This is a genomic window from Pseudovibrio sp. Ad5 (genome assembly GCF_001623095.1).
Taxonomy (GTDB): domain Bacteria; phylum Pseudomonadota; class Alphaproteobacteria; order Rhizobiales; family Stappiaceae; genus Pseudovibrio.
Window position 1 is genome coordinate 53,229 of the sequence record NZ_LMCH01000064.1, and the last position, 26,662, is coordinate 79,890.

A 26,662-nucleotide genomic window follows, 5' to 3' on the forward strand; every position below is an offset into this window, starting at 1 on the left:
AGGAGAAACCATGAGAACCAAACTACTATTTGCAGCGGCTGCAGGGGCAGGCGCAATGATGGCAGCAACATCTGCACAATCAGCTGAGCTACATTTCATCCGTTGTGGGGACAACGGATTGGATGAAGATCGCAAGGTTATTGCCGCATTTGAAGCCGCCCATCCCGGCAACACTGTCAACATGGAAAGCCTTCCATGGGGCACCTGTCAGGATAAGTCTTTGAAACTTGCATCCGCAGGCAGCCCGCCATCTGTGTCGTACATGGGCTCACGTACGTTAAAACAGCTGGCAGACAACGACCTCGTTGTTGACGTGAAGATCTCTGAAGATCAGCAGAAGGCCTATCAGCCGGGCGTTTTGAACACCGTGAGCTATCGCGACAAGTTCTGGGGCTTCCCGCGTGCATTTTCCACCAAGGGTCTGTTCCTCAACTGTGACATCTTCGAGGAAGCCGGTCTTGCGTGTGAAGCACCAAAGACCTGGGACGAGATGTATGCGGCTGCGAAGACCATCAAGGACAAAACCGGTAAAGCAGGTGTCGGCCTGACGGGCAAAGACTTCGACAACACCATGCATCAGTTCCTCAACTACCTGTACTCCAATGGCGGTCAGGTCATCGATCCATCCACCAACGAAATCACTCTGGATTCCAAGAACACTCTGGAAACTCTGAAGTTCTACGGCAAGCTGGTGGAAGTTGCTCAGGAAGGTCCAACCGCATTTGAGCGTACGCAGGTCCGTGATCTGTTCAACGACAACAAAGTCGGCATGTACATCGACGGCCCTTGGGCACGCGGTCAGCATAAAGAAGGCATCACCACCAAGGCTGCTCCAATTCCAGCAGGTCCAAGTGGTGTCAGTGGTACGCTTCTCATCACCGACTCCCTCGCTGTCTTCAAAGGCTCTGGCCATGAAGAACTGGCGATGGAATTTGCGCGCATGATGACCACAGGCGACTCTCAGTACACGCTGGATAAACCAGACGGTTGGGGTCTGACACCAATCCTGAAATACGAAGAGCTGGGCTATGAGAAGCCTTACTACATGGATGACCCATACTGGGCAGTCTTTGTTGACTCCATCCCAACAGGTGGTCCGGAGCCTCTCTTTGTTGATTACAAAGCGATGCAGACAACCATCAACTCCATGATTCAGGGCATCATCCTGAAAGACGATACCGCTGAAAACCTGGTGGCAATCGCCGCTGAAGAACTCGAAGAGTTCAAGTAAGCAAAACCCGGAGAGGCTGGCGACAGCCTCTCCCCGTTCCTTAGTGCGAGAAGACGAATATTATGGCCACGCTCCAGCTACAAAACATCGAAAAATCATTTGGACCAACAACCGTGTTGAAAGACGTCAACTTGTCCATTGAGGATAAGGAATTCGTCGTCTTTGTTGGCCCTTCTGGCTGCGGAAAAACAACGCTCCTGCGGATCGTGGCAGGTTTGGAAATAGCCTCCGAAGGCTCCATCATCATTGATGGCAAAGACGTTTCCGATGACCACCCTATTGACCGTGGCATCTCCATGGTGTTCCAAAGCTACGCGCTCTATCCTCACCTCTCAGTTTTTGAAAACATCGCCTTTCCGCTGCGCGTCGCCAAGCGCCCGGAAGAGGAGATCAAGGACCGCGTCAACAAGGCTGCTGCAATCCTGCAACTGGAAGAGCGCCTGAACCACAAGCCGGGACAGCTCTCCGGTGGTCAGCGCCAGCGTGTTGCCATTGGCCGCTCTATTGTTCGCAATCCAAAAGTGTTCCTGTTTGACGAGCCGCTCTCAAATCTTGATGCAGCGCTGCGCGGGGACATGCGTGTGGAACTCTCCAAGCTCCATAAAAGCCTGGACACCACAATGATTTACGTCACCCACGATCAGGTGGAAGCCATGACCATGGCCGACCGCATTGTGGTGCTCAACGGCGGTGTGGTGGAGCAGTGCGGCACCCCGATGGACCTGTACCTGCGCCCGCGCAACAAATTCGTGGCTGGCTTCATCGGCCATCCAAAAATGAACTTCCTGCCCGCCATCGTCAGCCGCGTTGAAGACCGCATGCTGCACGTGAAGCTCGCCAATGGCGGTGTCATGAGCATGCCAGTGTCGTCAGAGGGCGTGAAGGCCGGTGACAACGTGGATATCGGCATCCGCCCTGAGCATATGCAGCTTGATGAGAATGGACCAGTTTCCATGCATGTAGAAGTGCTGGAGCGCTTGGGAGCGCATTCCATCGCCTACGGTAAAGTAGAGGGTGACGGTGCGTTTTGTGCATCTTTGCCAGGCATGACAGAGATCCCTGAAGGCACATCTATAAAACTCAGTATCAAGCCGGAGGATGCCTACGTCTTTGACGAAAAAGGTATTGCACTGCAACGCCTTGGTGCTCTGGAACTGGCATAGGAGAAACACATGCGTATCATCGTTGTTGGTTTGGGTTTGCGAGCTGTCAGTGTTCTGGAAAGACTGCAGGCTCACATGAGTGAAGCGGAAGTGGTGGCCTATGTAGACCCCAAACCGCACCAGATTGAACGCCTCAGAAACCACGAGGCCATCAAGCCTTACGGCACGCTGGAAGAGATGCTGGCTGGTGAAAAGGCGGACCTGTTGTTCGTCAGCTCTCCAAACCATATGCATCTGGAGCACATCCGCCTCGGGCTGGAAGCTGGCATCCGCATGTTTGCAGAAAAGCCTGTTGTGATCTCCATGAGCGAGACCATGGAACTGGCAGAGCTGCTTTCCAAACACGGTGCAGATCAGGTGCTCATCGGTCTGGTTCTCCGCTACGCCCAGCATGCAAGAGATCTGCGCGCAGCGCAGGCGGCTGGCCAGATCGGTGATGTGGTTTCCATTGAGGCCAACGAGCATATTGCGCCGTATCATGGGGCTTTCTTCATGCGTGACTGGCGCCGTCATGAAAAATACTCCGGCGGCTTTATGCTGGAAAAATGCTGCCACGATCTTGATATCTACAACATGGTGACCGGCTCACGCCCAAGCCGTGTAGCCAGCTTTGGCGGCAGAAAGTCCTTTGTCCCAAGCAATGCACCAGCAAAAGAAACAGATACGAAAGTGTATCATGTTAAAGAGTCCATCTGGGAAGCTGCGGAAGACCCGTTCCTCTCCGATGGCGATATCGTCGATCACCAGACCGCGATCCTCGAATACGAGAGCGGGGCCACCATGGCCTTCCACACCAACATCAATGTACCGGACGAACACCGCCGGTTCTGCGTGATTGGTACCAAGGGCATGGCAGAAGGTGACTTCGTGCGCGGTTATCTGAAAGTGACCGATGCCCACACCCGCGGCACATTGGTGGATGAAGATTACAACAAGTCCATCGACCGCCCCGGCGCACACTACGGCGCTGATGACATGATGTGTCAGGACCTCTGCGCCTATCTGCGCGGTGAAATGGACAGCCTGCCAGTTTCCGTCGTGGATGCGCTGGAAGCAGGCGTTGCCGCACTGGCACTCGATCAGGCGCGCACAACCGGTCAGGTCGTGGACCTGACGTCCTATTGGCAGAAATTCGACAGTTTCAACCTGCGGGAAACCGCAGCAACAACAAAAAAGATGGAATCAATACAGTGACCAAACTCCCCGGCGCGTACATGCGCGCTGAGATAGATCAGGCAATTCCGGCATTTGCAGAAGGGGTCCGTCAGGACCTCACCGAGAGTGTCAAAGCAGCAGCGCTGGACAAGCTCGACACGTTCTACACCATTGCGCGTGGAAGCTCAGATGCCGCCGCCAACTTGATCTCCTATGAACTGATGGCCGAACTGCAAAAGCCGGTAACAACACTGCCGCCCTCTGTGTTCAGTCTGGGGAATGGATTGCAGTTGGGCAATGCTGGCGCCCTTATTTTCTCCCAATCCGGAGGAAGCAAGGATCTGGTCAGTGCTGCAATCGGGTTCAAAAATGGCGGAGGTAAAACGCTCGCCATCACCAACACACCGGGTTCTCCGTTAGCAATTGAAACGGACGCCTGCGTTGATATCAAAGCAGGGCTGGAGCAAGCAGTTCCGGCCACCAAAACAGTTATCTGCACCATTGCCGCCGGAATGGCTATGCTGGCCGCGCTCAAACCAGACTACGCCAAAGCCTGTGAAGCAGCGGCAAAAGCCATGCTGGCCAGCGCTGAGGCGAAACTTGAGCAGGCTGACGAGATCATTGAGGCAGTGAAGTCCACGCCGCATGTGTATGTGATCGGACGCGGTTGCGGCTTTGGCGCAGCGCAGGAAGTTGCGCTGAAACTGAAGGAAACAACCGCCATTCATGCAGAAGCGTATTCCGCTGCTGAGGTGCTGCACGGTCCGCTGCAACTGGCCACAAAACCGCTCTGTGTCCTCATTCTGGATACGGGGGAAGAGGTCAGCAATCAGAGTCTGAGCCTGGCTGAGGAGCGGTTCCGCTCTGTCGGCGCAAATGTTTTTCGCCTGACACCAGAAACCGTTGGTGCGCAGGGCCTTACCCCCGCAGCAAGCTCGGCCATGCTGCTGCGTGCATTGTACCCAGTGATTTTGGAAACTGCTCTCCAGTTGGGTCTGGACCCAGATCAACCGGAAACACTTTCCAAGATAACTGTAACTATTTGATTTTATGAAGGAATGCTGCGATGGTCGATCTGACCAAATGGGCAACTACGCGCGAAATTCAGGCGCAACCGCAAATCTGGGCAAGTTGGGGACAGGATTTCGCTGCACGTCTGAGTGACCTGAGCGAATGGGTTGCCAATTCCGGAGCCACGGAAGTCTGGTTCTGCGGGGCAGGCACATCCGCCTATATTGGCGACCTTCTGTGCAGAGCGCTGGACGCAACCTCCGTTCTTCCAATGCGCTCCGTTCCTTCAACAGATCTTGTCAGTGCCCCACACGTCTTCAAGCGCAACGGTGTTATCCCGCTGGTTGTCTCTTTTGGTCGCTCCGGCAATTCCACAGAGTCCATCGGTACGCTGGACTTGCTGGACGCGATCTTCCCCGAAGCGCCACGGCTGAATATCACCTGCAACAAGGACAGTGCACTGGCAACCCGCCAACCTGCCTCAAAGGCCAGCCAGCGCGTGATTGTTCTGCCGGACGAATGCCACGACAGTGGCTTTGCCATGACCTCCAGCTTCACCACCATGATCCTGACAGCCATGGCAGTGTTTGGGCAGGAAACACCGGAAGAGTTCGCCGCCAACATGAACGAGATCAGCCATGCAGCTGAAATTGTGTTGGCGCAAGCGGATCAGCTGGCAGGCAAACTCACCATCCCGCAGCGCGCCGTCTTTGTAGGCTCCGGCCCGCTTGCCTTTGTTGCCCGCGAAAGTGCGCTGAAGGTGATGGAACTCGCCGCAGGCAAAATCCCGTCTATCTGGGACAGCTCCCTCGGCTTCCGGCATGGACCAAAGTCCTTTGTCGATGACCAGACCAAGGTCTTCGTGTTCCTCTCCAATAACCTGCATTCCTGTCGTTACGACGAGGATCTGACAGAAGAAGTGAAGGCGCAGTTCGGCGAGCACACAGTCACCACCCTTGGCAATTCTGCAAAGGCAGATGTGCACATTCCATGCAAACTGGAGGATGGCTGGATGTCCGTGCTCCATGTACTCATTGCTCAATGGCTGGGAGTGGCTTGGTCTGATCAGCTTGGTTTCAACGTCGACAATCCGTTTGAAGGGCAGGGCACGCTGACCCGCGTTGTCTCGGGCGTCAAGCTCTATGCACTGGAAGAGGCCTGATATGGTTCGAGCTGGCGGCATTGATCTGGGCGGCACCAAAATTGAGGCAACCGCCTTTGATAGTGATTGGGCGGTGGTTGAAACCAAACGCATACCAACCCTTCAAGATTCCTACGAAAATCTGGTTGACGCTCTCTGCGAGATGGTCGTGTGGCTGGAAGAAACCGCAGGCTCAAAAGGCTTGCCAGTGGGCGTTGGTATTCCCGGTTTCCATTCCAAACGAACCGGCAAGTTCCTCACCGCCAACCTGCTGGCCTCAGGCCGCACCGTCCATCAGGACCTGATCGACAAGTTGGGCAGAGCCGTCGCGTTTGAAAACGACTGTAACTGCTTTGCCCTCTCTGAAGCCATGCTCGGCGCTGGGCGCAGCTACGCCAGTGTCTTCGGCCTGATCATCGGCACCGGCGTCGGCGGAGGCTATTGCTCCAACGGCACGTTGATCTCGGGTCTGAATGGGGCTGCCGGAGAATATGGTCACCTCGGCATTCCCTACATGACCATGAAGGAACTCGGGCTCGACGGTATCCAATGTGGTTGTGGTCGCACCGGCTGCTTTGAGACCTATCTGGCTGGCCCCGGAATGCGCCGCCTCGCCAAACATGTCACCGGCAAAGACGCCGATGCGAAGACCATCACCACGGCAGCCGCTGCTGGTGATCCGCAGATGCAGGAAGTCATGCGCATGTGGGCCCGCATTGCGGCGGAACTGGTTGCGGCGCTTCAATGCACGGTGGACCCGGACTGCATTGTGCTCGGCGGTGGCCTTTCTAAGATCCCGAACATCGACCGCCTCATTGCGCAAGCTCTGCCCGGCCATTTGCTGGACCAAACCGAGCCGCCGGAGATCCGCGTTGCAGAATACGGTGACAGCAGTGGCACACGTGGGGCGGCGCTTGCAGCTGTCCAAAACTATCAAATACTGGAGGAGCCGTCATGAGCAACCCTTTGCTTGAGGTGATCACTGCCAACCGTGCAGGCGCAAGAGCTGCGCTTCCCTCCATCTGCTCCGCTCAGCCGGATGTCATCCTTGCTTCCGCTCTGCTCGCAGCAGAAAAAGGCTCGACCCTGCTGCTGGAAGCGACCAGCAATCAAGTCAATCAGGACGGCGGCTACACAGGCATGAAGCCAGCAGACTTTGTCAGCTACGTCAAAAGCATTTGCGCCACTGCCGGATTGCCGGAGGACGCACTCATCCTCGGCGGCGACCATCTCGGCCCGCAAGCATGGCGCTCCATGCCTGCTGATCAGGCCATGGCAAAAGCCAGGGAGTTGATGAAAGCCTACGTTCAGGCTGGCTTCACCAAAATCCATCTGGACTGCTCGGAAGGCTGCGCAGGCGAAGAGGCTCAGGTCGGTGATGAACTCAGCGCCAGCCGTGCTGCGCAATTGGCCGCTGTTTGTGAAGAATATGCACCAGACCCAAGCCGTCTCAGTTACATCGTCGGTACGGAAGTTCCTCCTCCCGGAGGCGCGCGTGAAGAAGGCGAGGCTCATAGCATTGAGCCAACCCCACCCGCGCGTGCCTCCCGTACCTTGCAAATGCACTTTAAGAAGTTCGATGAGCTGGGCCTGCAGGATGCAAAAGGCCGTATCTGCGGCCTTGTCGTGCAGCCGGGCGTCGAGTTCTCACCCTTCCACATCGATCATCTACCCGCTGATGACGGCAAAGCTCTGCGAGCAGCGCTCGACCCGTTCCAAAATGTAGTCCTCGAAGCGCACAGCACTGACTACCAGCTGGACAACGCGTTCCCACGCCTCGCCAACATGGGCTTTGCGATCCTTAAAGTCGGCCCTGCGCTCACCTTCGCCTACAGGCAGGCCATCTATGGACTGGACCAGATGCTGGATTGGCTGGAAGAGGACAAGCGCACTGCGCCAAAAATCTCAAAGATTCTGGAAGCAGAAATGCTGTCAGAGCCCAAGTACTGGCGCTCCCACTATCAGGGATCGGATCAGGAACTGCGCCTGCTGCGCCACTTCAGTTATGCAGATCGTATTCGGTATTACTGGCCACAGGAGAAGGTACAGGATGCCCTTAAGGCACTCTTTGCTGCCCTCCAAACCCATGAGATTCCAAAGGTACTGCAGCTTCAACTGTTTGCATCTCGCACTGTTGAACGAGCACGGGCTTTGCAGCGCCATGGTTTTGGCATAGAGAAGGCGCTGGTGCTTGCTGAAATCCAGCAGGCATTGGACCCATATTTCTTTGAGAGAGTTGAGGCACCTCAGCTTGAGGAGGCTCTATGAGCACCGCACCGGGCAACCAAGACATCTGGCTGTGTCCAGATCAGCTGTTTGACGGCCAGAACCTGCTAACAGATACCGCCATTCATCTCGTGGATGGCAAATGCGCAGGCTTGTCTTCAGCAGACCAGTTGCCCGTCGATGTGACCGTGAAAAAACTCTCTGGCCTCATCACGCCGGGCTTCTTTGATATCCAGATCAACGGTGGCGGAGGGGTTCTCTATAACACCTCTCCATCACCAGAGGGTCTGGCTGCCATTGCAGCGGCGCACCGCCAATTCGGCACCACAGCCTTGCTGCCAACAGTCATCACCGACGCGCCAAATGTGCTGGAGGAAGCCGTTGAGGCCATGAAGGATGCTTACGGCACCCATGGCATCAAAGGCATCCACATCGAAGGCCCGCACATCAGTGTAGAGCGCAAAGGCACCCACGAAGCCAGCTGGGTTCGTCCGCTTAATGAGCGCAGTTTGCAGCTGGTCCGCGACCTGCGAGATCGGGACATCCCGGTCCTCATGACGGTCGCACCAGAAGGCGTTGCCAAAGGTGATGTTGCAAGACTGGTTGAAATGGGCGCAGTTGTCTCTATCGGCCATACTGATGCAGGCGCAGCGCAGATCAAACCAGTTCTGAAAGAGGGCGCAAACCTCTTCACACACCTGTTCAACGGCATGTCCCAGATGGTCAACCGCGAACCGGGAGCCGTTGGAACGGGCATCAACAGCACTGCCTATTGCTCGCTGATCGTAGACGGTCACCACGTCGCCGATGATATGCTCCGCCTTGCCATACGTGCGCGGCCTGTCAAAGATCATATGATCATCATCAGTGATGCTATGCCAACTGTCGGCGGACCGGAAAACTTCAACCTTTACGGTCATCAGGTCTATCTGGAAGACGGCAAGCTCATCAACAAAGCCGGGTCTCTGGCAGGGGCACACGTCACCATGCTGGAATCTGTTGCGCGCATGATAACTGAGCTTCAGTTTCCGGCAGAAGAAGTGTTGCGCATGAGCCTGTCCAATCCGGCTGCTCTGATGGGACTGCAACAGTCCGTGGCCTCTCTGCAAAACACTGACTTGGCCGATATGCTGTTGCTCGCACCGGACTACAAGTCCTTCTCATTCCTCTCGCCTATGCTCTAGTTTGCTGCGAGAGGAGTTGCTGTCTCACCGCTCGCGAAATGCCTCCGCTTTCACCTTGAGCAGTGGTTTGGCGAGATAGCTCAGCACGCTTTTCTCACCGGTCAGAATATCAATGCTCGCCGTCATGCCCGGCGTGATGGGCAACGGGTTTTGCTCTGATCCCAGATGGTTTTGCTTGGTCCGCACAATCACCTTGAAAAACGCCTGTCCCCGCTCGTCCTCTGATGTGTCCGGACTGATCCGCTCCAACACCCCATCCAATCCGCCATAGATAGAATAATCATAGGCCGTGATCTTCACGCTCACATCCTGACCCGGATGCAGGAAGGCCACATGTTGCGGCTGGATTTTTGCAGCAATCAGCAAAGTATCTTCCAGCGGAACAATCTCAATCAGTGGCTCACCAGTCTGAACCACTGCGCCGATGGTACTGACATTAAGTTTGTTGATCACCCCGCGCACTGGTGCCACCAACGCACTGCGATGCACCCGATCCTCCGCCCCACGCAGCCGCTCCTCAATCACAGCAAGTTCCGCTTTGGTCGCCACCAGATCTGACTGTGCCTGAGAAGCAAACGTCGTCTGCGCAGATGCTACCTTTTGTAGAACCTCTTCCTTGGCAGAGCGGGCACTTGCAAGAGAAGCATCCAACATCTGCCGCTCCCCCTCCAGAGTTGTGTACTGCCGCTTGAGCCGCAAAAACTCGATCTCTGGCAGGACACCACGTTTATAGAGCTGCTGGTTGATCTCCAGTTCCCGCGCAATGATGGTAAGATTAGCGCTCAGCATCTGTGCCTCAGCTTCAAGCTGCTTCAGATCCTGTTCTTTCTGGCTGAACTGACTGCGAAGCACTGCAACTTCCGCAGTGAGCTGCTCTTTGCGAGCCTTATAAACCGCCAGCTCTCGCTGCAAGAACGCGGCAATATCGGCAGGCGTGTTTGAAAGATCAAGTGCCAGATGTGCCTGACGAGCCTCAGCGGTCAACCGTGCAAGACGAGCCTGCAACGCATACTTCTTCTGCTGCAGCTCCCCCAACTGAGAGGCAAAGCCGGTATTATCCAGTTTCACCAGAACCGCCCCTTGCTCAACGATCTCACCCTCATAAAACAACACCTCAGAGACAATCCCGCGTTCTGGAGCTTGCACAATCTGCATCTGACGAGAAGGGATGATGCGTCCATTGCCTCGTGTGACCTCTTCCACATGCGCAAATGCTGACCAGACGAACAACAACAGCATAATTGCGGCACATGAGAAGATCAGAACTCTGGACTGCTTTGGGCTGTGAAACTCTGGCAAATGCAGCGGTGTAACGGGAAGCGACCAACCCTTCATGCTCTCAGCCTTTCTTCAATCGGAACCTGCACAGGCTGTGGCACTTCATGCAGACGCGGTTGCTGCATGGATTGCTTCACTTCCTCGCTCAGTCCATCTGCAATGATGCGGCCTTGATCCAGAGCGATCAGCCGATTGGTGAGCTTCAGGAGGGAAGGGCGGTGTGTGCTGATAATGAGTGTCAGAGAACCGTTGTTATAGCGCCGCAAGCCACGCAACAAACGCTGCTCAGCGGAAAGGTCCAACTGACTGGAGGGCTCATCCAGAAACAGGATCTTAGGTTTGCGCAAAAGAACACGAGCCAACGCCACACATTGCCGCTGCCCACCAGAAAGCGCAGCTCCGTTTTCACCCACAATCAGATTGTAACCAGCCGGATGCTTGTTCACGAGACTATGCAGCCCCGTTATATGGCAAATTTCCTCGATCTCCTCGTTGGAAAGGTGAGGCAACCCAAGGCAAAGGTTGTCTCTCAGCGTGCCCTGGAACAGCGTATTGTCCTGAGACAGATACCCAACAAAATGGCGCAGGTCTGATGGATCAAACTGGCGCGTGTCAATTCCATCAATGAGAACAGCACCCTCAGAAGGATACCGAAGCCCGCTCATCAGCCGGCCTACGGTCGATTTTCCGGACCCGACACACCCAACCAGCCCAATGGTATCTCCTGGCTCAATCGAGAAATTGCAGCGGGTCAGGCTGGCCTTCTCACTGAGAGGATAAGAGAAACTGACATTTTGAAACTGAACTTCACCACGGCAGCACCGCAGATTTGCAGTTGCTTTTCCTGTCTTGCGTTCTGTTGGTTGGCTCAGCAAATCTCCAAGCTGGCGATAGCTGTGCAGCACCTGACGAAACCGGACCAGTGCATTGGCGATAGAGGAGATCGGCGCAAGCACACGCGACGACAGCATCATCGCAGCAATCAACCCGCCCATGTTCACAGCACCTGCCTCAACCTGATAAACACCCCAGACAATAATCAGCACCGACACCATGCCTTGCACATGCCCTGTTCCCACCATCGCCAGATTGGACCAATGACGGCTCTGCAACAGGATCTCGCTGCTGCGCTCAACAGACTGCTCCCAGCGGGATTGCATATGAGCTTCTGCATTGAGAGCACGCACTGTCTCATGCCCGCCCAATGTCTCCATCAAAATGTTCTGCCGCTTATTCCCCTCAAGGCTTGAGGCTTGAACGGTTCGCTCCAAAGGCAATTGAGCCGCCAGATTAAGCAGGCAAACCACGGGCACAGCAAGCAGGGGAATCCAGGCGATAGGGCCAACGATGAAAAACAGGATGCAGATGAAAAGCCCGACAAAGCAGAAATCCAGCAGGGCGATCAAGGCAGTTGAGCTGAAGAACTCGCGGAGCTTTTCATAATCATGAACAGTCCCGGCATATTCACCGGCACTCTTGGTTTTGGCAGAAAAATCAATATTCTGCACATGAGAGAATATCTTGGAAGCCAGTCGCTGATCTGCCTTTTTACCAAGGCTGTTGAGGATGGATGATCGTGCCACCTTCAGCAAACTATCTCCCGCCAGTGCCAACGCCACACCAATTGTCAGAGCCCATAGCGACGCCACAGCGAAGTTGGGCAGGATGCGGTCATAGACATTCATGATGAACAAGGGAGAGGCGAGGGCAAGGCAGTTGATCAGCAAGGTCCCGAGCGCAACATTTCCATAGTCAGGCCAGAACCTTGTGAATTCGGACCAGAACCAATGCTTGCTGTCTTGATGAACCTGCCCACTGCTGTCGCGTGCATGAAGAGAAGAAAACAAGATCGCATACCCGGAGTACGCGCGCTGCAAAATATCCAAGCTGAGATACTGCGGTCTTTCCAAATCTAAGGGGTCCAGCAGTTTAGCCTGCCGTGTGGCTGCGTCATAACCCACCAGCAGGCGCAAGGCTCTGTCATGAAACACCAACAGACACGGAAGGCTGCTGCTGGAGATCTTGCTAAGAGCAATCTGTTGCTTTTCGGCTTGTAACCCACAATTCTCGGAGGCTTTTTCTACCTGAGAGAATTGCAACCGCCCATTGATCAGCGGAAGTCCGGCAGTCAACGCTGTTTTACTGAGGAAATTCCCATGGGCGCGGGAGACATAAGCGATGCTTTCAATCAGGGCGTCCAGCACCTCATGCATTGGATGGCTACCTTCCTCAGTATTGAGGGCATGAGGGCTGGACAAGCGAAAATCACTCACGGCGTGTTCCCTTGATTTATGACAGTAATCGCAGTTTCATTATTGTGATTTTTTCGAGGGGCCACGCTTTGTTTGGTCTTCTTGCGAGAAGCAGAAAGATTATGAGATACAACGCATTACAGGTATCAAGTAATCTCTCAGTTCCCGCTAAGAAGTTTCGGTGTTCTTGTGGGATCTAAGAAAACACCCTGAGTAAAATGTGGCAATCTCGGGAACTTGTACTGTCAAATAAGGGGGCAAAAATAGCAGGAGTGTATTTACCAAGGCATTCGCTATAAGATCAGCGCCTTAAAATTCTGATTGTCCGGAATCGCAAGTTTCCCAATGAACACAGCGTTTCTCTCCAAACCAACATATCCGAAAGTTTGAGAGTGAGCGTGTGTACGAAAGGGGATAGTGGGATAATTTCCCCTACGGCAAGTTATCCCATGCATTCTTAGGGGTAAAACACGGGACCAATGAGGTTCAGCACCCAGAACCTCTCAATCACAATAGCTTAGGCAGTTTCCCGGCTAAGAAGTCAAAAAACAGCTTTATGCGTGGAATTTGCTTGAGAGTGTGCGGCGAAGCCAGCCAGACAGGCAAAGCAGGCAATGGGTCCTCCAGATCAAGGCGCACAAGACTGTCATCCTCAAGGCCGATTCCAATCTGACCAAGACCAACCCCGCATCCGGCACGCACCAATTCCCAGTAAGTCACCCTGTCATCACACCGGACACTAAAGAAGTCCCGGTCCACGTTCAGGCCAGCTTCCTGCATGCCGCGCAGGATCAGGTCAGACCTGTCGTACCCGATCCAGTCAAGCGCTAAGAGTTCCTCTCTTGTGCTCGGCATGCCAACCCGCTCTACAAACGCGCGGCTTGCAAAAAGCCCCAATGGCGTCTCGCCAATCTTCTTGGCAACAATATCCAGCTGCGTCGGCGTAAACATGCGCACTGCAATGTCAGCTTCCTGAAACAACAGGTTTTGCGCATCGTCAGAAGGGAGAAGCTCAATCTGGACCTCAGGGTAGCTCTGCCGAAATTCTGCAATAAGCTTTGGCAGCACATAATGAGAGATCACCTGACTGGCGGTGACACACACAGGCCCAGCAAAACCACTTTGCTTGCGCTCTTCTGCATGAAGCAGAAATTGAGCCGCCGCAGAATGCATAGCCTTGGCGTGCGGCAGCAACGCTTCCCCATCCTCTGTCAAGCCAAGCCCGCGCTGATGACGGTAGAACAATGAGACGCCCAGCTCCGCCTCAATCGCCTTCACTTGTCGCCCAATTGTCGGTTGGCTCTGGTTCATCTTCTTGGCAGCAGCTGAAAGACTACCTGTCTCCGCAACCGCTACAAAAACACCAATGAGATCCCAGGAAAGATGATGTAGTCTGCTATTCATAATTGAATATCATACCTGCATTTCATTCGAATTTACATAGGAAATAGAGCGCCTACTATCGTGTCTAAAGCGTATTCCCAAAACGTGACTACCGATGTTCGGATAAGAATATGCGATTTGGAAAAGAGTATTGGACAGGAGCGGCCATGAGACCCGTAGCTTTGATTTTAGGTGCCTCTGGCAGATTTTCAAAAAACATGACTGAGCAGTTAGAAGCTGCAGGCTGGGAAACCCGCGCCTTTGATCGTGCAAACCAAAACATGAAAAAAGCTGCAGAAGGTGTTGATGTCATCGTGAATGGAGCAAATCCGCAATATCCGCACTGGAAGCGGGATGTGCTTCCCTTCACCCACAAGGTGATTGAAGCAGCCAAACATGCCAAAGCCACAGTCATCATCCCGGGCAACAACTACTGCTTCGGCCCAAACATGATCCCCCCCATTGGCCCGCAAACACCTCAAAAAGCAACCAACGAACTGGGTGTGATCAGAATAGAACTGGAACGCCTCTACAAATCATCAGGTGTGCGGACCATTTTGCTCAGAGCCGGAGATTTCATCGACACCTCTGCCAGCGGCAACTGGTTTGACCTGATCATGGCCACCAAGCTGGAGAAGGGGAAGCTCATCTATCCCGGCAAGACCGATATACCCCACGCATGGGCGTATTTGCCGGATATGACACGTGCTGCCGTCCAACTGCTGGAAATGCGAGACCAGTTGAACACCTATGAAGACATCTCTTTCCCCGGTTACACGTGGACGGGGAATGAACTCCGCAAAGCACTCACAGAAGTCACCAAACAGAATGTGAGCATCAAACGGTTCAGCTGGTGGCTGATCCGTCTGAGTCGACCTTTCTGGCCTATGGCAAAACACCTTTTGGAAATGCGCTATCTTTGGAATACCCCGCATTGGATGGATAAAACACGGTTTGATGAGCTGCTCCCTGACTTTGAGGCAACGCCGGAACGGGAAGCTCTGAAGCAAGCCATCAGCCATTTACCCGCTTTCCAGCTGAACAAACCGGTCTCACTGAAACAGCCCAAAAGAGCGGCATGAGATTTTGCCTGAAGTGACCTCCAAGAGTTTACAGAGGCAAAGCCGACAGGATATAACTGAGTAGTCCAATCAGATGTATTATGCGGCATTTGCCTCTTTGAATTTTGGAGTGCTCTTTGACCTTTAAACTTGGAATTCTGGAAGTTGGCCGGCCACCCGAGAACCTGAGCAAGACATTCGGTGATTACCCGTCAATGTTCGAAACGCTCCTGAAGGATCAGGGGGGCAACTGGCATTACATGTCTTACCCTGTGGTGGATGGCCAACTGCCTCAAAACGTTCATGACTGCGATGGCTGGCTGATCACCGGCTCCAAGCACGGTGTCTATGATGATCTTGAGTGGATCGACCGGCTTAAGACATTTCTGAAAACGGCTTATGACGAGCACGTGCCAATTGTCGGCATCTGTTTCGGACATCAGATCCTTGCAGAAGCGCTGGGCGGCAAGGCTGAAAAGTCCAATAAAGGTTGGGGCTGTGGCGTCTTCACTTACTATGTCCTCGAAAATCCCAATTGGGTGCCAGAGGGGCTGACCAGTTTCTCCATTGAAGCTTATCATCAGGATCAGGTGACAAAACTGCCAGCAGATGGAGAGGTTATCGCGTCCTCAGATTTCTGCGAGTTCGCAGCGATCGATTACAAGGGCAGGGCGCTCACGCTACAAGGGCATCCGGAGTTCAATAAAGACTACTCAGTGGCCTTGTTTAAGGAACGCCGGGGTGACACGTTGCCTGAAGACATTGCCGATCATGCAATCGCCTCCTCGGAAGCGCCCATGCAAATTGGCGAGGTTGCACACATGATCGTAAACTTCATTCAGCAGGCAGCAGTGAAAGAAAAGCAAGAAGGGCACTAACTGTTGCCCTGCGCTGTTTAAGAGGCTCGGGTTTGCAACCTGAGCCTTCTCAAGGACTTATATGGCTATTTCCCAAGGCTTTCTTCACGCCAATGATAAGGCAGGCCAATACCCAGCCTCCTACTACACCGCGACCGCAAACAAGCATCTCTCCTTTCCCGCACTGGAAGGCGAGCATACCTGCGACGTCTGCGTCATCGGCGCTGGTTATGCAGGCCTGTCTTCTGCCTTGCACCTGGCTGAACGTGGTTACAAAGTCCATCTTCTCGACGCGCACCGTGTTGGATGGGGAGCCTCAGGCCGCAACGGTGGCCAACTTGGCAGCGGCCAACGAAAAGATCAGGACGAGCTGGAAAGCCTTGTTGGTCTGGAGTGTGCCAAAGAACTCTGGAACCTTGCTGAAACCGCCAAGTCCCTGACGAAAGATCTCATTGCAAAACACCAGATCCAGTGCGACCTGAAACCGGGAATTCTCCACGCAGATCACAAACAAAGCTATGTGAACCACAGTAAGGCCTATGCCGAAAAGCTGGCAGATACCTACGGCTACGATGAAATCCGCTTCGTAGACTCTGCCGAAATACAAGAGATGCTAGATACAACGGCGTATCATGGTGGCACGCTGGATATGGGGGCAGCTCACCTGCACCCCTTCAACTTCGCACTGGGTCTTACTGAGGCTTGCGAGAATGCTGGTGTGCAGATCTTTGAAAATTCTGAAGTGCTGGAGATTGAAAAGGGTGAGCCAGCCAGGTTGACACTCGCCAATGGACACGTCACTGCCCACTACGTGGTCTTTGCCTGCAACGGTTATATTGATAGCCTTGAGAAGCGCGTCGCGGCGCGGGTTATGCCCATCAACAATTACATCATTGCCACCGAACCACTGGGAGACGATCTGGCCCGCTCTCTGATCGCCAATGATGTAGCCGTGGCAGACTCCCGGTTCGTGATCAACTACTACCGTCTGTCAGCAGACAACCGTCTCTTGTTTGGGGGAGGGGAAAGCTACAGCTTCCAATTCCCGCGCGATATAAAGGCTTTCGTTCGCAAACCTATGCTGCAGGTCTATCCGCAGCTCAAGGACGTACCCATCGAATATGGCTGGGGCGGAACACTGGGCATCACGCTCAACCGCATGCCATACTTCGCCAAACTCGCCCCTAACATGCTCAACGCCAGCGGCTTCTCCGGTCATGGTGTCGCCATGGCAACACTGGCAGGTCAGCTCATGGCAGAAGCGATCGACGGGCAAGCCAGCCGGTTTGACGTCTTGGAAAAAGTCCCAACCCACGTCTTCCCCGGTGGCCGCCATTTACGCTGGCCTTTGATGGTTTTGGGCATGCTCTACTACAGCCTGCGGGACAGGCTTTAAGGCTGGCACTCAGCTCTTCTCCAGCTCTTGCTCCATTTCCGGCTTGTCCAGATAAAGCCGTTGCCGCTGATAAAGCTTGCCGTCGACTTCCACCAGCAATCCTTGTCTGCGCAGTGAAGCCACATATTTGGCCATGCCTCGTCGTCCTTTCTTTTCAAAGAACGGCAGAATACGAGGCATCATGTTGGGCAACAGCATGGCCAGACGTGTCAGCCAGGAGTCGCTGGCTTTTGGGTAGCGCTCCAGACATGGCTTTTCCAGATGCTTCACGAACTGATCAGCCACCACGCTGGGCGATTGTGGCTCATCAATGAAGTTGAGCACGCTGCCACCTTCCAACGCTTCCTGCCGCAGCATGTAAGTATCTGTAGCAGTTGGCAGAACGCAACTCACTTTGATGCCGTGCAGGTCTTCATCCAGCGCGAACGAAAGCATGGCGCCTCGTAGACCAAACTTAGTTGCCGCATAAATCGGTGTTTCGCGAAGCGGCTGTATGCCACCAAGCGAAGTGGTTGTGATGATACGTGGATCATCGCCCTTTAGCAGATAAGGCACCGCCAATCGGCTCAGTAACAAAGGGGCGACCATGTTGATGGTGATCTCTTCTTCAATGCTCTCTGGCGTGCGCTCATGAAAGCGATCAACCTTGGTGATCGCCATATTGTTGATGAGCACATCCAGCACGCCAAAGTTCTCTTCCACCTCGCGCAAAAGACGTTCCATCTCCTCGCGCTGTGTCAGATCTCCCTCAAACACATGAACCCGCAGGTTATCCAGCCGGGCCTGAAGTTCCCGCGCAGCCCGGCCATTTTTGTCGGCCAGCACGAGGTTCATTCCCCGCTCGTGCAAACGCGTGGCGATGTGCCCGGCGATGTCACCACCACCACCAGTGATCACCGCCGTACGCCCCTGAAAACGATAGGTGCTCATGCAACCACCTCCGCTTTCTTCGGGCTCGACGAACCCTTTGGCTTAGGCGCAGCCCGCTTGAAGCGAATTTCCTCCGGGAAGGTCCAACCCATCCGCTTGTAAAGCTTCTTCACATACTTGGTGTGCGCTGTGGCATCACAATAACCTGCATGTCGGTCCGTCTTCAAAAAGTGGATGCCACCAGAAAGATCCGGTGTTTCACTGCGGATGATCGCGTCCAATTGGCTGGCACGAGATGGATTGTCTTGCTGGTCCTTCAGATAGTTGGCAACCAATCCAGCCATATAGTCAAACCGCTTGTAGGCGCCCGAGTTGGTCTCGATATAGCTGATGCCAAATAGGTTTTTGTGCTCGCGGGAGGCTGCCTGAATAAACATCTTGGGCCGTCCGCCCTCATAGCTGAAATACTCACCCGCAAAGTCCAGCTGCTGGTTGAACCCGGTCGCGCACAGGATCAGGTCAATCTCTTCCCGGCTGCCATCTTTAAACACCACGTGTGAGCCATCCAGATGGTCCACATCCGGCTTCACAGTCACATCACCATGTTGCAATGAATGCACCAGTTGAGTGTTGAGCAAAGGATGGGTCTCGAACAGCTTATGATCCGGCTTGGGAATGCCAAACCGTTGCAGCGTACCGTTGAACATACGCAGCAACAGTGTGAAAAACGGGCGGATCATCCAGACAGGTAGATCAGGGCCACCATCAGCAAACACGTCCGCAGGCATGCCAAACACATGCTTGGGAATGATGTAATAGCCGCGCCGCATGGAGATGAAGGCCTTCTCCCCCAAGACACCCGCATCACAGGCAATATCACAGCCGGAGTTGCCAGCTCCAATCACCAGAACCCGCTTACCGTCAAACTCACGAATGTTCTTGTAAGTCTGGCTATGGCGGATCTCACCATCAAAGGAGCCTTGCAGCTCCGGCATGTTGGCCTGCCATTGCGAGCCCGTAGCGCAGACCACAGCCTTATATTTGCGGCACTCACCGTTGGAGAGATGAACCTGCCAGCGATCCTTCTCGGTCTTGGTCAGTTTTTCGATCTTAGTTGAGAAGGTAATCTTCTCACGCAGTCCATAAGCCTCTGCGAAGTCGTGCAGGTACTTCAGGATCTCGGTGTGCTTGGGATAATCTGCGAAATGGTCTGGCATCGGAAAATCCGCAAAGCCAGACAAGCTGCGAGAGCTGATAAAATGCGCGCTCTCATAAATGGCTGTACCATCGTGCTTGATGTCCCAGAGACCACCCACATCCGGGTTTGGGTCAAACTGATCCCATTCAATGCCGTTGTGCTGTAATGCCCGGGCCATCACAAGCCCCGCCGGGCCTGCACCAACAATGCAGACCGCGTCACCCCTATCTATAATCTCCACCGTTCCCTCCCCGAACTGTGAAAATCTTACCCTACGGCAAGAAGTGGCAGGTTTAGAAGGACATATACGGACGCAGGGCGGACAAATTCGGTCATATCTTGCGGTCACTCCCGTGTTTCCGTAGCATGACTGCTTTGGGAGAGGGCATGCATTCTGAATTTGGCCAGTTGGCACCGCCAGAAGTGGCGCAGCATTCAAAGGTTCCACCGCACTTGTTGCGCTATCTGTTGCAGGAGCTCGAGCAACGCGGCATCGCCGCAGAAAAAGTGCTGCCTCACACATTCCTGAGCCAAAACACTGACCCCTCGGTGTTTCTGTCTCACGAGGCCCGCCTGACCTATCAGCAGAGCCGTCTCATCATTCTCAAGGCACTGGCGTTGACGGGAGATGAAAGCCTTGGCCTTGCTGTCGGCCACCGTCAGTCCATCACCTCTCTCGGGCTCGTCAGCCTTGGCGTTATGGCAAGTGCAACGGGAAGAGCGGCGCTTGAGTTCGGCATCAAGTACCACCGCCTGACCGGAAGCATGCTGGAGATTGATTTGGTGCCAGCAGCTGATAATGCGCTCACAATGATCGCACGCAGCCGATTCCATGAGCCGGTCCTGCTCACGTTCTTTGTGCAGGAACTGTTTGCCGCCATGGTGGGTGTTGTCCGCTTCACAACAGGAAGCAAGCAAGCCATCCAGCGTATTGAGATGATGCAGGCACCGCCAGCAAAGAAAAGCCTCTATCAGGAGGCACTCGGACCATCTGTCAGGTTTGATGCGTCACGAAATGCAATATTTTTTGACGCAGAGCACCTGCAACGTCCACTGGCAACCGCAGACAGGTTTGTTGTGCAGGAAGTTGAAACACTTCTGGCAGGCATGATGCAGGAAGAAAGCAACCGTCTGGGCTTCCTTAAAACCGTGGAGGAAGAAGTCCGCCGTAGCCTGAAAAACAATCCATCCATCGAAGAAATTGCGGGTGGGTTCTCCATGGGCGAGCGCAGTTTTCGGCGCAAACTAGCCGCTTTTCAAGTCTCCTTCCGCGATATCCTCTCGCAGATCCGCCAGTCGCAAGCCATGGAGCTGCTCTTATGGTCGCGCTTGTCTTCTGAACAGATCGCAGCAGAGCTCGGCTACTCGGATCCAAGGGTGTTTCGAAGGGCATTTAAGCAATGGACAGGGGAGACACCAAGCCAGTTTAGAAAGTCCGCAACTCAACTGTGAATGGTACATACCGCACCAAAAGTCCCATTGGGTATCTCAACGTTATTTTATATTCTCCGAAAATTCCTTATAAAGGCGCAGGAAGCACATGTTGCACTGCGCAATTCCGAAAGACAAAGAGTGGTTTTCGGTGAGGTCGCGTAAAGACATAAGTCTGAAAGCACAGGCACAGATCAAAAACCAATAATAATAAGCGTACGCCGGTTTGATGCTGAACGGACTGGCAATGAGTGCGCGGAATAACAAAGAATGAAGGCAGTTGGATTGCTCCAGACAAAGGGCCAGCTGCTTTGGATGAACGAAACGGGCACCTAAAACAATGTCTCATACATCTGCGACTCGGCGGAAAACCATTAAAGACATCATGAAGGCAAAAGGCCATCACAAGCTGGTCTGCCTCACGGCCTACACTGCACCAATCGCACAGATGCTGGATGAGCACTGCGATCTGCTGCTGGTGGGCGACAGTGTCGGCATGGTGCTCCACGGCTTGCCAGACACGACAGCAGTCACGCTGGACATGATGATCATGCACGGCAAAGCCGTTATGCGTGGCTCTCAAAACGCACTTGTTGTCGTTGATATGCCTTTCGGCTCCTTTGAAGAAAGCCCACAGGCCGCTTACCGCAATGCATTGCGCGTGATGCAGGAAACCGGCTGTCAGGCCGTCAAGCTGGAATACAATTCTGCAGCGCCAGAAACCATCCGCTTTCTCGTAGACCGCGGTATTCCCGTGGTGGCTCACATCGGCCTGCGCCCGCAGTATCTGCATGTGGAAGGCGGCTATAAAGTTGCTGGCAAAAGCGAAGAAAGCCGCAAAGAACAGCTGGAATGCGCACGTCAGGTAGCCGATGCTGGTGCATTCTGTGTTGTGGTTGAAGGCACAAAAGACGAAGTCGCCCGTGAAATCTCCGACAGCGTGCCAATCCCGACCATCGGTATCGGTGCTTCTGTTGACTGCGACGGCCAGATCCTTGTCACCGATGACATGCTCGGCATGTTCGACAAGACGCCAAAGTTCGTGCGCAAGTACGCTGAACTGAAATCCCAGATTGAACAAGGCGTAAAGGCGTTTGCAAATGACGTTCGCCGCGAGCAATTCCCGGCAGAGAACGAAACTTACTAAGATCGAAGACCGCCGTCGGTACCAATAGCACCAGCTGGATTGTGTGCAGGTCCTGACGGCTTTGCTCCCTAAAATTTGGAAATGTCAGACACCGTCAGCAGCATGATATGGTGTGGGAACTGGCATGTCTTGGCTTGGGGGAGCAAACGGTGCTTATTCTGGTTTTAGGAGCTTTACTTTGCGTGGCAGCCCTTGCTGCCTATACCTTTTGGGGTGTCCTCAACATTCAAACGCCAACCAACGGCCCGTCGATCATGTTTGAAAGCCGCAGAGGCACTGCGTTGCTGGTGATTGATGTTCAAAGTGACTTCACCAAGGAAACAAGCTCTCGAAGTTGGGAGCCCGACTATCTGCAAGCCCGCCTCAACTACATAAACGCGCTTGGTGAGCTGGCGCAGCAAAAGGGTTGGCCTGTCATCTCCATCCGGCAAGTTTACAAGGGATGGTACACCAACCTTCTGGTCCGGCTGTTGGGAGGAGGTTTAGGCGCAAAAGGCTCTGATGGCCTAAAGATGGATCCACGCATTACTATTGAGCCGGATCTGGATCTCGTGAAATCAAAGAGCGATGCTTTTGGCGAACCAGCGCTCGCTGAGTTCCTGAAAAATCAAGAAGTTGACCACCTGATCGTGACAGGGCTGGATGGTAATGCCTGCGTCAAGAACACAACAATCGGTGCGCTTAACAGAGGCTACCGTGTCGAACTTTGTGACCCCGCCATTCTCGCCCAAAATCAGAACGCATGGAAACTGCAGAAGGAGGCACTGCAGGAAATGGGCGCCGCCGTCTCATGGGATATTGTTGAGAATGAAGCTGATCTCATAACAGAGAAAGACCCGGCCTAATCAATCAGTTTGCCATCCTTATCAAAGAATGGGTGTTGACCACCAAAGTCGCCGATAAAGCTCAAATGGTTGATCAGTTCGCCCTCGGACCAGCGGAATACACGCACCGCTGGTGGGTCCATAACAAAGCCAGGTTCCCCGTCCGGATCCAGATCAAGCGTGACCTGATGGCCTGAAGCAGGGCAGATGCTCATCGGAATGCCGTTCTTGAAGACCTCGATTGCCCGGTGAACATGACCACAAGCAATCTGTCGGATTTGCGATTGCCCTGTAACCACAGGCCAGAAATCCTCATCAGCGCGCATCAGCATAATATCATCCATATGCTGAATACCCGTCTTGAATGGTGGGTGATGCATGAACACCAAAGTCGGCTGGTTTTTGTGTGCGTCCAGTTCATCGCGCAACCATACCTGCTTATCAGCATCAAAATGGCCGTCATGCTTGCCCGGAATGGTCGTATCCAGCCCGATAATGCGCAGGCCGTCTTTCTCAATGGAAAACTGAAGCGCACCCTCTGAAGTCAGGTAGTCATGATCCGCAAACGCATCCCGCATCGCATCCCGATGATCGTGATTACCGGGGATCACGTAAAACGGCATATCCAGTTGATCGATCTCTTGCCGGAACAACTCATACTCATCTGCATTGCCCAAATCCACCAGATCGCCGCTAATCACCACAAAATCAAGTCGTGGACGAAACGCGTTGAGGTGCGCAACGGCCTGACGCAAATGAGAAAGCGTATCAACACAGTTGTAGGCGAACTTTCCGCCAGCCTTGATGTGAATGTCGGTAAGCTGCGCGAAGATCATGTGTGGTACCCCAAAAAAATAGGCTGCAAGTCAGAATAAACTTTAAGCGATGAATAAGCCTGCATCAGCGGAAATTGCGCTGCTGATTAGTCCGTCTGACCTCAAACAACAAGTGAACTTTTCATGACAGGAGCATGGTTGCAAGACGTCACTCCGAACAATCAGAAGGAGTGGGCAGGCGTCAGCCGCAATACAACCACAGGCCACCCACATATTAGCATCGCCTTGATTTGCTCATTTTCGCCAGTTTTAGGCAATAAAATCGCCTAACTGCGGGTTTTGACGCATTGAAAGGATTTTTAAAACATATCACAGTACACCCCTGAAATATGAGAGGCGAATTTTCGGGAGATATTCGGCTCCGGACAGTTTCGAGCCGTAGCGGAGGAGGAACCGCGAGCGGTTCATTGGGAGAAGGGCGTGCTATGGGGATAGCACGCCCTTATTTTTTGCTGGTTCTGTTAAATAATCAGACTTCTTAAGGCGTAAGAGACCACTGCGATGGAGGCAACGCCTGCCACCCAAAGGGCTGCAAACCAAAGCAACCGCTTCCATAAAGGTTGGTCAATTTCGCCAGTTTTATCGAGGCTCATCAGTGATACCCTTCCGTTGATTTGATCTTGCCACGGAACACGTAGTACGCGTAGGCCGTATAGGCGAGGATCATCGGGATGAGGATGACCGCTCCCACAAGCAGGAATTTCAGACTGCTGTCAGGCGCTGCTGCTTCCCAAAGGGTGTAAACATTTGGCACCACATACGGAAAGATGTTGATCCCAAGTCCCACATAGGTCAGCAGGAAGATCACCAGTGAAGCGAGGAACGGTGTGTAATCCGCATCGCTCATCAAAGCCCGCCACAGCACCAGCGTGGTGACTGCTACAAGAAGTGGAACCGGGAATGTGTAAAGCAGATACGGGAAGCTGAACCACTTCTCCATAATGCTCTCATTGATGAACGGCATCCACATGCTGACCAGCAGAAGGAAGCCAATCAGGATAAGAGCGGCGTACTTCGAAACGCGGCGGAAATGCGCTTGCGGCACACCCTCCAGCTTCATCACCAGCCATGTAGCGCCAAGCAAGGCGTAGCCGGAGATCACGGCAAAACCGGTCATGACAGAAAATGGTGTCAGCCAGTCCCACCAGCCGCCGGCATAGGTGCGGTCAACCACCTCAATGCCTTGCACAAGCGTACCAAGCACCAGTCCCTGACAGAACGCAGCAACGATAGACCCTGCAAAGAAGGATATATCCCAGAACGGCCTGCGCTCAACAGATGACTTGAAGCGGAACTCAAAGGCAACGCCTCTGAAGATCAACCCGATCAACATGCCAATAATCGGTGCGTAGACCGCAGGCATGATAACCGAGTAGGCCAGCGGGAACACGGCAAACAAACCACCGCCACCAAGGACGAGCCAGGTCTCATTGCCATCCCAGACAGGAGCAACACTGTTCATCATCAATGTGCGTTCATCAGCGTCTTTGGTGGTCGGGTACAAGATCCCGATGCCAAGATCAAAGCCATCCAAAATCACATAGGCGAAGATCGCGACTGCAATGAGAAAACCCCAAATGAGTGGATAATCAAGAATCATGAGAACGATCTCCCTCATGTGGTTGAAGCGCCTGTGCAGGAGTGATGCCTGCGGTTCTGACAGGTACGCCTTCCTCAACGCCCTGGCTCGCATCCGGAGATTTCGCCATGGACCGGAAGATGTAGAAGATACCAACGCCAAAGACGATACAGTACACCGCTACAAAGATGACCAGCGAGGCCCAGACGGCAGGTGCTTCAACAGGTGAGACGGATTCTGACGTCTTGAGCAACCCGTACACGGTGTAAGGTTGGCGACCAACTTCCGTTGTTGTCCAGCCTGCGATGACGGCGACAAAGCCAGCAGGTCCCATAACAATGGAAGCTCGCTGAAGCCATTCACTCTCATAAAGCCGGCCACGGATCCGAGACCATAGGCCCCAAACGCCAACCAGCAACATCAAGACACCAATACCAACCATGATGCGGAATGACACAAACACGATCGCTGCCGGTGGCCAGTCTTCCCGTGGAAACTCATTCAAACCAGGGACAACACCATCGAGGCTGTGGGTCAGAATAATGCTCGAGAGGTAAGGGACCTCAATCTTGTACTTTGTTTCTCCAGCTTCCACATCCGGCCATCCAAAGAGGATGAGCGGGGCAGGGCCTTGGGAATCAAAGTGCCCCTCCATAGCAGCAACCTTGGCAGGCTGATGCTCCAGAGTGTTGAGGCCGTGATAGTCCCCGGCAAGCATCTGGATTGGCGTGACCACAATCATCATCCACATAGCCATGGAGAACATCACCTGCGCTGCCGCATTAAAACGGTTCTTCAGCAGATGATAGGCACCCACGGCACCAACCACGAAGGCTGTGGTCAGGTAAGCTGCCAGCACCATGTGCACGAGCCGGTAGGGGAAGGAGGGGTTGAAGATAATCGCCCACCAATCCGCAGGCACAAACTGACCCACGTCATTCATGGCGTAGCCTGCTGGTGTCTGCATCCAGCTGTTGACGGAAAGGATCCAGAAGGCGGAAAGGGCGGTGCCAATGGCAACAACCACAGTGGCAAAGAAGTGCAACTTCTTGCCCACGCGGTTCATACCAAACAGCATAATGCCGAGGAAACCTGCTTCCAGGAAGAAGGCAGTGAGCACCTCATACCCCATGAGCGGCCCAATGACCGATCCGGTTTTGTCTGCAAAGGCAGACCAGTTGGTGCCGAATTGATAAGCCATGACGATGCCGGAAACGACACCCATAGCGAAGGAAAGTGCGAAGATTACGAGCCAGAACTTGAAGACCCGCAAGTATACATCACGTCCTGTCCATAGCCATAAGCCTTCAAGGACAGCAAGAAAACTTGCCAGACCTATAGTAAAAGCCGGAAATATGATATGGAACGCGATTGTAAAAGCAAATTGGAATCGAGCTAGATCAACTGCTAAACTGTCCATGTGACCACCTGTCGATGGG

At 53.7% G+C, this 26,662-nt stretch carries 23 protein-coding genes; 14 read left to right on the forward strand and 9 right to left on the reverse strand.

Annotated elements, in window-relative coordinates; genetic code table 11:
• Window positions 1-10: 10 nt before the first annotated feature.
• The 8 genes from PsAD5_RS21680 to nagA all read left to right on the forward strand — a co-directional run bounded on the left by PsAD5_RS21680 (window position 11) and on the right by nagA (window position 9,111).
• Complete coding sequence (locus PsAD5_RS21680) at window positions 11-1,231, forward strand: ABC transporter substrate-binding protein (RefSeq protein WP_063293647.1); 1,221 nt, start codon at window positions 11-13, stop codon at window positions 1,229-1,231.
• Between the two features lie 62 nt (window positions 1,232-1,293).
• Complete coding sequence (locus tag PsAD5_RS21685; RefSeq protein WP_063293648.1) at window positions 1,294-2,394, forward strand: ABC transporter ATP-binding protein; 1,101 nt, start codon at window positions 1,294-1,296, stop codon at window positions 2,392-2,394.
• A 9-nt stretch (window positions 2,395-2,403) separates the two neighbouring features.
• Entirely contained in the window at window positions 2,404-3,588 is a 1,185-nt protein-coding gene (locus tag PsAD5_RS21690) for a Gfo/Idh/MocA family protein (protein ID WP_063293649.1), read from the forward strand.
• The gene (locus PsAD5_RS21695) at window positions 3,585-4,595 is read left to right on the forward strand and encodes an SIS domain-containing protein (protein WP_063293650.1); all 1,011 of its coding nucleotides are present in this window, start codon (window positions 3,585-3,587) and stop codon (window positions 4,593-4,595) included. The genes PsAD5_RS21690 and PsAD5_RS21695 overlap by 4 nt, the downstream gene beginning before the upstream one ends.
• 20 nt (window positions 4,596-4,615) lie before the next feature.
• Complete coding sequence (locus tag PsAD5_RS21700; RefSeq protein ID WP_063293651.1) at window positions 4,616-5,722, forward strand: SIS domain-containing protein; 1,107 nt, start codon at window positions 4,616-4,618, stop codon at window positions 5,720-5,722.
• Between the two features lies 1 nt (window position 5,723).
• Window positions 5,724-6,659, forward strand: coding sequence for an ROK family protein (locus tag PsAD5_RS21705; RefSeq protein ID WP_063293652.1), 936 nt, complete (start codon window positions 5,724-5,726; stop codon window positions 6,657-6,659).
• Window positions 6,656-7,969: a class II D-tagatose-bisphosphate aldolase non-catalytic subunit gene (locus tag PsAD5_RS21710; RefSeq protein WP_063293653.1), complete on the forward strand. Its 1,314-nt coding sequence runs from the start codon at window positions 6,656-6,658 to the stop codon at window positions 7,967-7,969. Before PsAD5_RS21705 ends, PsAD5_RS21710 begins: the two co-directional genes overlap by 4 nt.
• Window positions 7,966-9,111 carry an N-acetylglucosamine-6-phosphate deacetylase gene (gene nagA, locus PsAD5_RS21715; RefSeq protein ID WP_063293654.1) on the forward strand — a complete coding sequence of 382 codons (1,146 nt, stop codon included), beginning with the start codon at window positions 7,966-7,968 and terminating at the stop codon, window positions 9,109-9,111. The genes PsAD5_RS21710 and nagA overlap by 4 nt, the downstream gene beginning before the upstream one ends.
• Before the next feature lie 24 nt (window positions 9,112-9,135).
• Here nagA and PsAD5_RS21720 read toward each other — a convergent pair whose 3' ends face one another.
• From PsAD5_RS21720 to PsAD5_RS21730, 3 genes are all read right to left on the reverse strand, one after another.
• On the reverse strand, window positions 9,136-10,446 hold the full coding sequence (locus PsAD5_RS21720) for an HlyD family type I secretion periplasmic adaptor subunit (protein ID WP_063293655.1): 1,311 nt from the start codon (window positions 10,444-10,446) through the stop codon (window positions 9,136-9,138).
• Window positions 10,443-12,662 (reverse strand): type I secretion system permease/ATPase, encoded by a 2,220-nt coding sequence (locus PsAD5_RS21725; RefSeq protein ID WP_208988748.1) that lies wholly within the window; start codon window positions 12,660-12,662, stop codon window positions 10,443-10,445. The genes PsAD5_RS21720 and PsAD5_RS21725 overlap by 4 nt, the downstream gene beginning before the upstream one ends.
• 486 nt (window positions 12,663-13,148) lie before the next feature.
• A complete protein-coding gene (locus PsAD5_RS21730) occupies window positions 13,149-14,045 on the reverse strand; it encodes a LysR family transcriptional regulator (protein ID WP_063293657.1) in 897 nt (298 codons plus the stop codon).
• Between the two features lie 146 nt (window positions 14,046-14,191).
• Here PsAD5_RS21730 and PsAD5_RS21735 point away from each other — a divergent pair, with 146 nt between their 5' ends.
• The 3 genes from PsAD5_RS21735 to PsAD5_RS21745 all read left to right on the forward strand — a co-directional run bounded on the left by PsAD5_RS21735 (window position 14,192) and on the right by PsAD5_RS21745 (window position 17,338).
• Window positions 14,192-15,106, forward strand: coding sequence for a hypothetical protein (locus tag PsAD5_RS21735; protein ID WP_063293658.1), 915 nt, complete (start codon window positions 14,192-14,194; stop codon window positions 15,104-15,106).
• A 116-nt stretch (window positions 15,107-15,222) separates the two neighbouring features.
• The gene (locus PsAD5_RS21740; protein ID WP_057463794.1) at window positions 15,223-15,963 is read left to right on the forward strand and encodes a glutamine amidotransferase-related protein; all 741 of its coding nucleotides are present in this window, start codon (window positions 15,223-15,225) and stop codon (window positions 15,961-15,963) included.
• Between the two features lie 61 nt (window positions 15,964-16,024).
• A complete protein-coding gene (locus PsAD5_RS21745) occupies window positions 16,025-17,338 on the forward strand; it encodes an NAD(P)/FAD-dependent oxidoreductase (protein WP_063293659.1) in 1,314 nt (437 codons plus the stop codon).
• A gap of 9 nt (window positions 17,339-17,347) precedes the next feature.
• On the opposite strand, the gene PsAD5_RS21750 is transcribed toward PsAD5_RS21745, so the two are convergent.
• Window positions 17,348-18,268 (reverse strand): SDR family NAD(P)-dependent oxidoreductase, encoded by a 921-nt coding sequence (locus PsAD5_RS21750; protein ID WP_063293660.1) that lies wholly within the window; start codon window positions 18,266-18,268, stop codon window positions 17,348-17,350.
• Window positions 18,265-19,647, reverse strand: a complete 1,383-nt coding sequence (locus PsAD5_RS21755; protein ID WP_063293661.1) for a flavin-containing monooxygenase — start codon at window positions 19,645-19,647, stop codon at window positions 18,265-18,267. Before PsAD5_RS21755 ends, PsAD5_RS21750 begins: the two co-directional genes overlap by 4 nt.
• A gap of 146 nt (window positions 19,648-19,793) precedes the next feature.
• Here PsAD5_RS21755 and PsAD5_RS21760 point away from each other — a divergent pair, with 146 nt between their 5' ends.
• From PsAD5_RS21760 to PsAD5_RS21770, 3 genes are all read left to right on the forward strand, one after another.
• The gene (locus tag PsAD5_RS21760; RefSeq protein WP_084406028.1) at window positions 19,794-20,858 is read left to right on the forward strand and encodes an AraC family transcriptional regulator; all 1,065 of its coding nucleotides are present in this window, start codon (window positions 19,794-19,796) and stop codon (window positions 20,856-20,858) included.
• A gap of 319 nt (window positions 20,859-21,177) precedes the next feature.
• Window positions 21,178-21,984 (forward strand): 3-methyl-2-oxobutanoate hydroxymethyltransferase, encoded by an 807-nt coding sequence (panB, locus tag PsAD5_RS21765; protein WP_063287105.1) that lies wholly within the window; start codon window positions 21,178-21,180, stop codon window positions 21,982-21,984.
• Between the two features lie 107 nt (window positions 21,985-22,091).
• On the forward strand, window positions 22,092-22,829 hold the full coding sequence (locus PsAD5_RS21770; RefSeq protein WP_063293663.1) for a cysteine hydrolase family protein: 738 nt from the start codon (window positions 22,092-22,094) through the stop codon (window positions 22,827-22,829).
• Here PsAD5_RS21770 and PsAD5_RS21775 read toward each other — a convergent pair.
• The 4 genes from PsAD5_RS21775 to PsAD5_RS21785 all read right to left on the reverse strand — a co-directional run bounded on the left by PsAD5_RS21775 (window position 22,826) and on the right by PsAD5_RS21785 (window position 26,643).
• Complete coding sequence (locus PsAD5_RS21775; protein WP_063293664.1) at window positions 22,826-23,644, reverse strand: phosphodiesterase; 819 nt, start codon at window positions 23,642-23,644, stop codon at window positions 22,826-22,828. The two genes, PsAD5_RS21770 and PsAD5_RS21775, sit on opposite strands and share 4 nt — an antisense overlap.
• Window positions 23,645-24,105: 461 nt before the next feature.
• Window positions 24,106-24,237 carry a DUF2474 family protein gene (locus PsAD5_RS27915; protein ID WP_152986720.1) on the reverse strand — a complete coding sequence of 44 codons (132 nt, stop codon included), beginning with the start codon at window positions 24,235-24,237 and terminating at the stop codon, window positions 24,106-24,108.
• Window positions 24,237-25,244, reverse strand: a complete 1,008-nt coding sequence (gene cydB, locus PsAD5_RS21780) for a cytochrome d ubiquinol oxidase subunit II (protein WP_063287108.1) — start codon at window positions 25,242-25,244, stop codon at window positions 24,237-24,239. Before cydB ends, PsAD5_RS27915 begins: the two co-directional genes overlap by 1 nt.
• Window positions 25,234-26,643, reverse strand: a complete 1,410-nt coding sequence (locus tag PsAD5_RS21785) for a cytochrome ubiquinol oxidase subunit I (RefSeq protein WP_084404363.1) — start codon at window positions 26,641-26,643, stop codon at window positions 25,234-25,236. Before PsAD5_RS21785 ends, cydB begins: the two co-directional genes overlap by 11 nt.
• Between the last annotated feature and the right edge of the window lie 19 nt (window positions 26,644-26,662).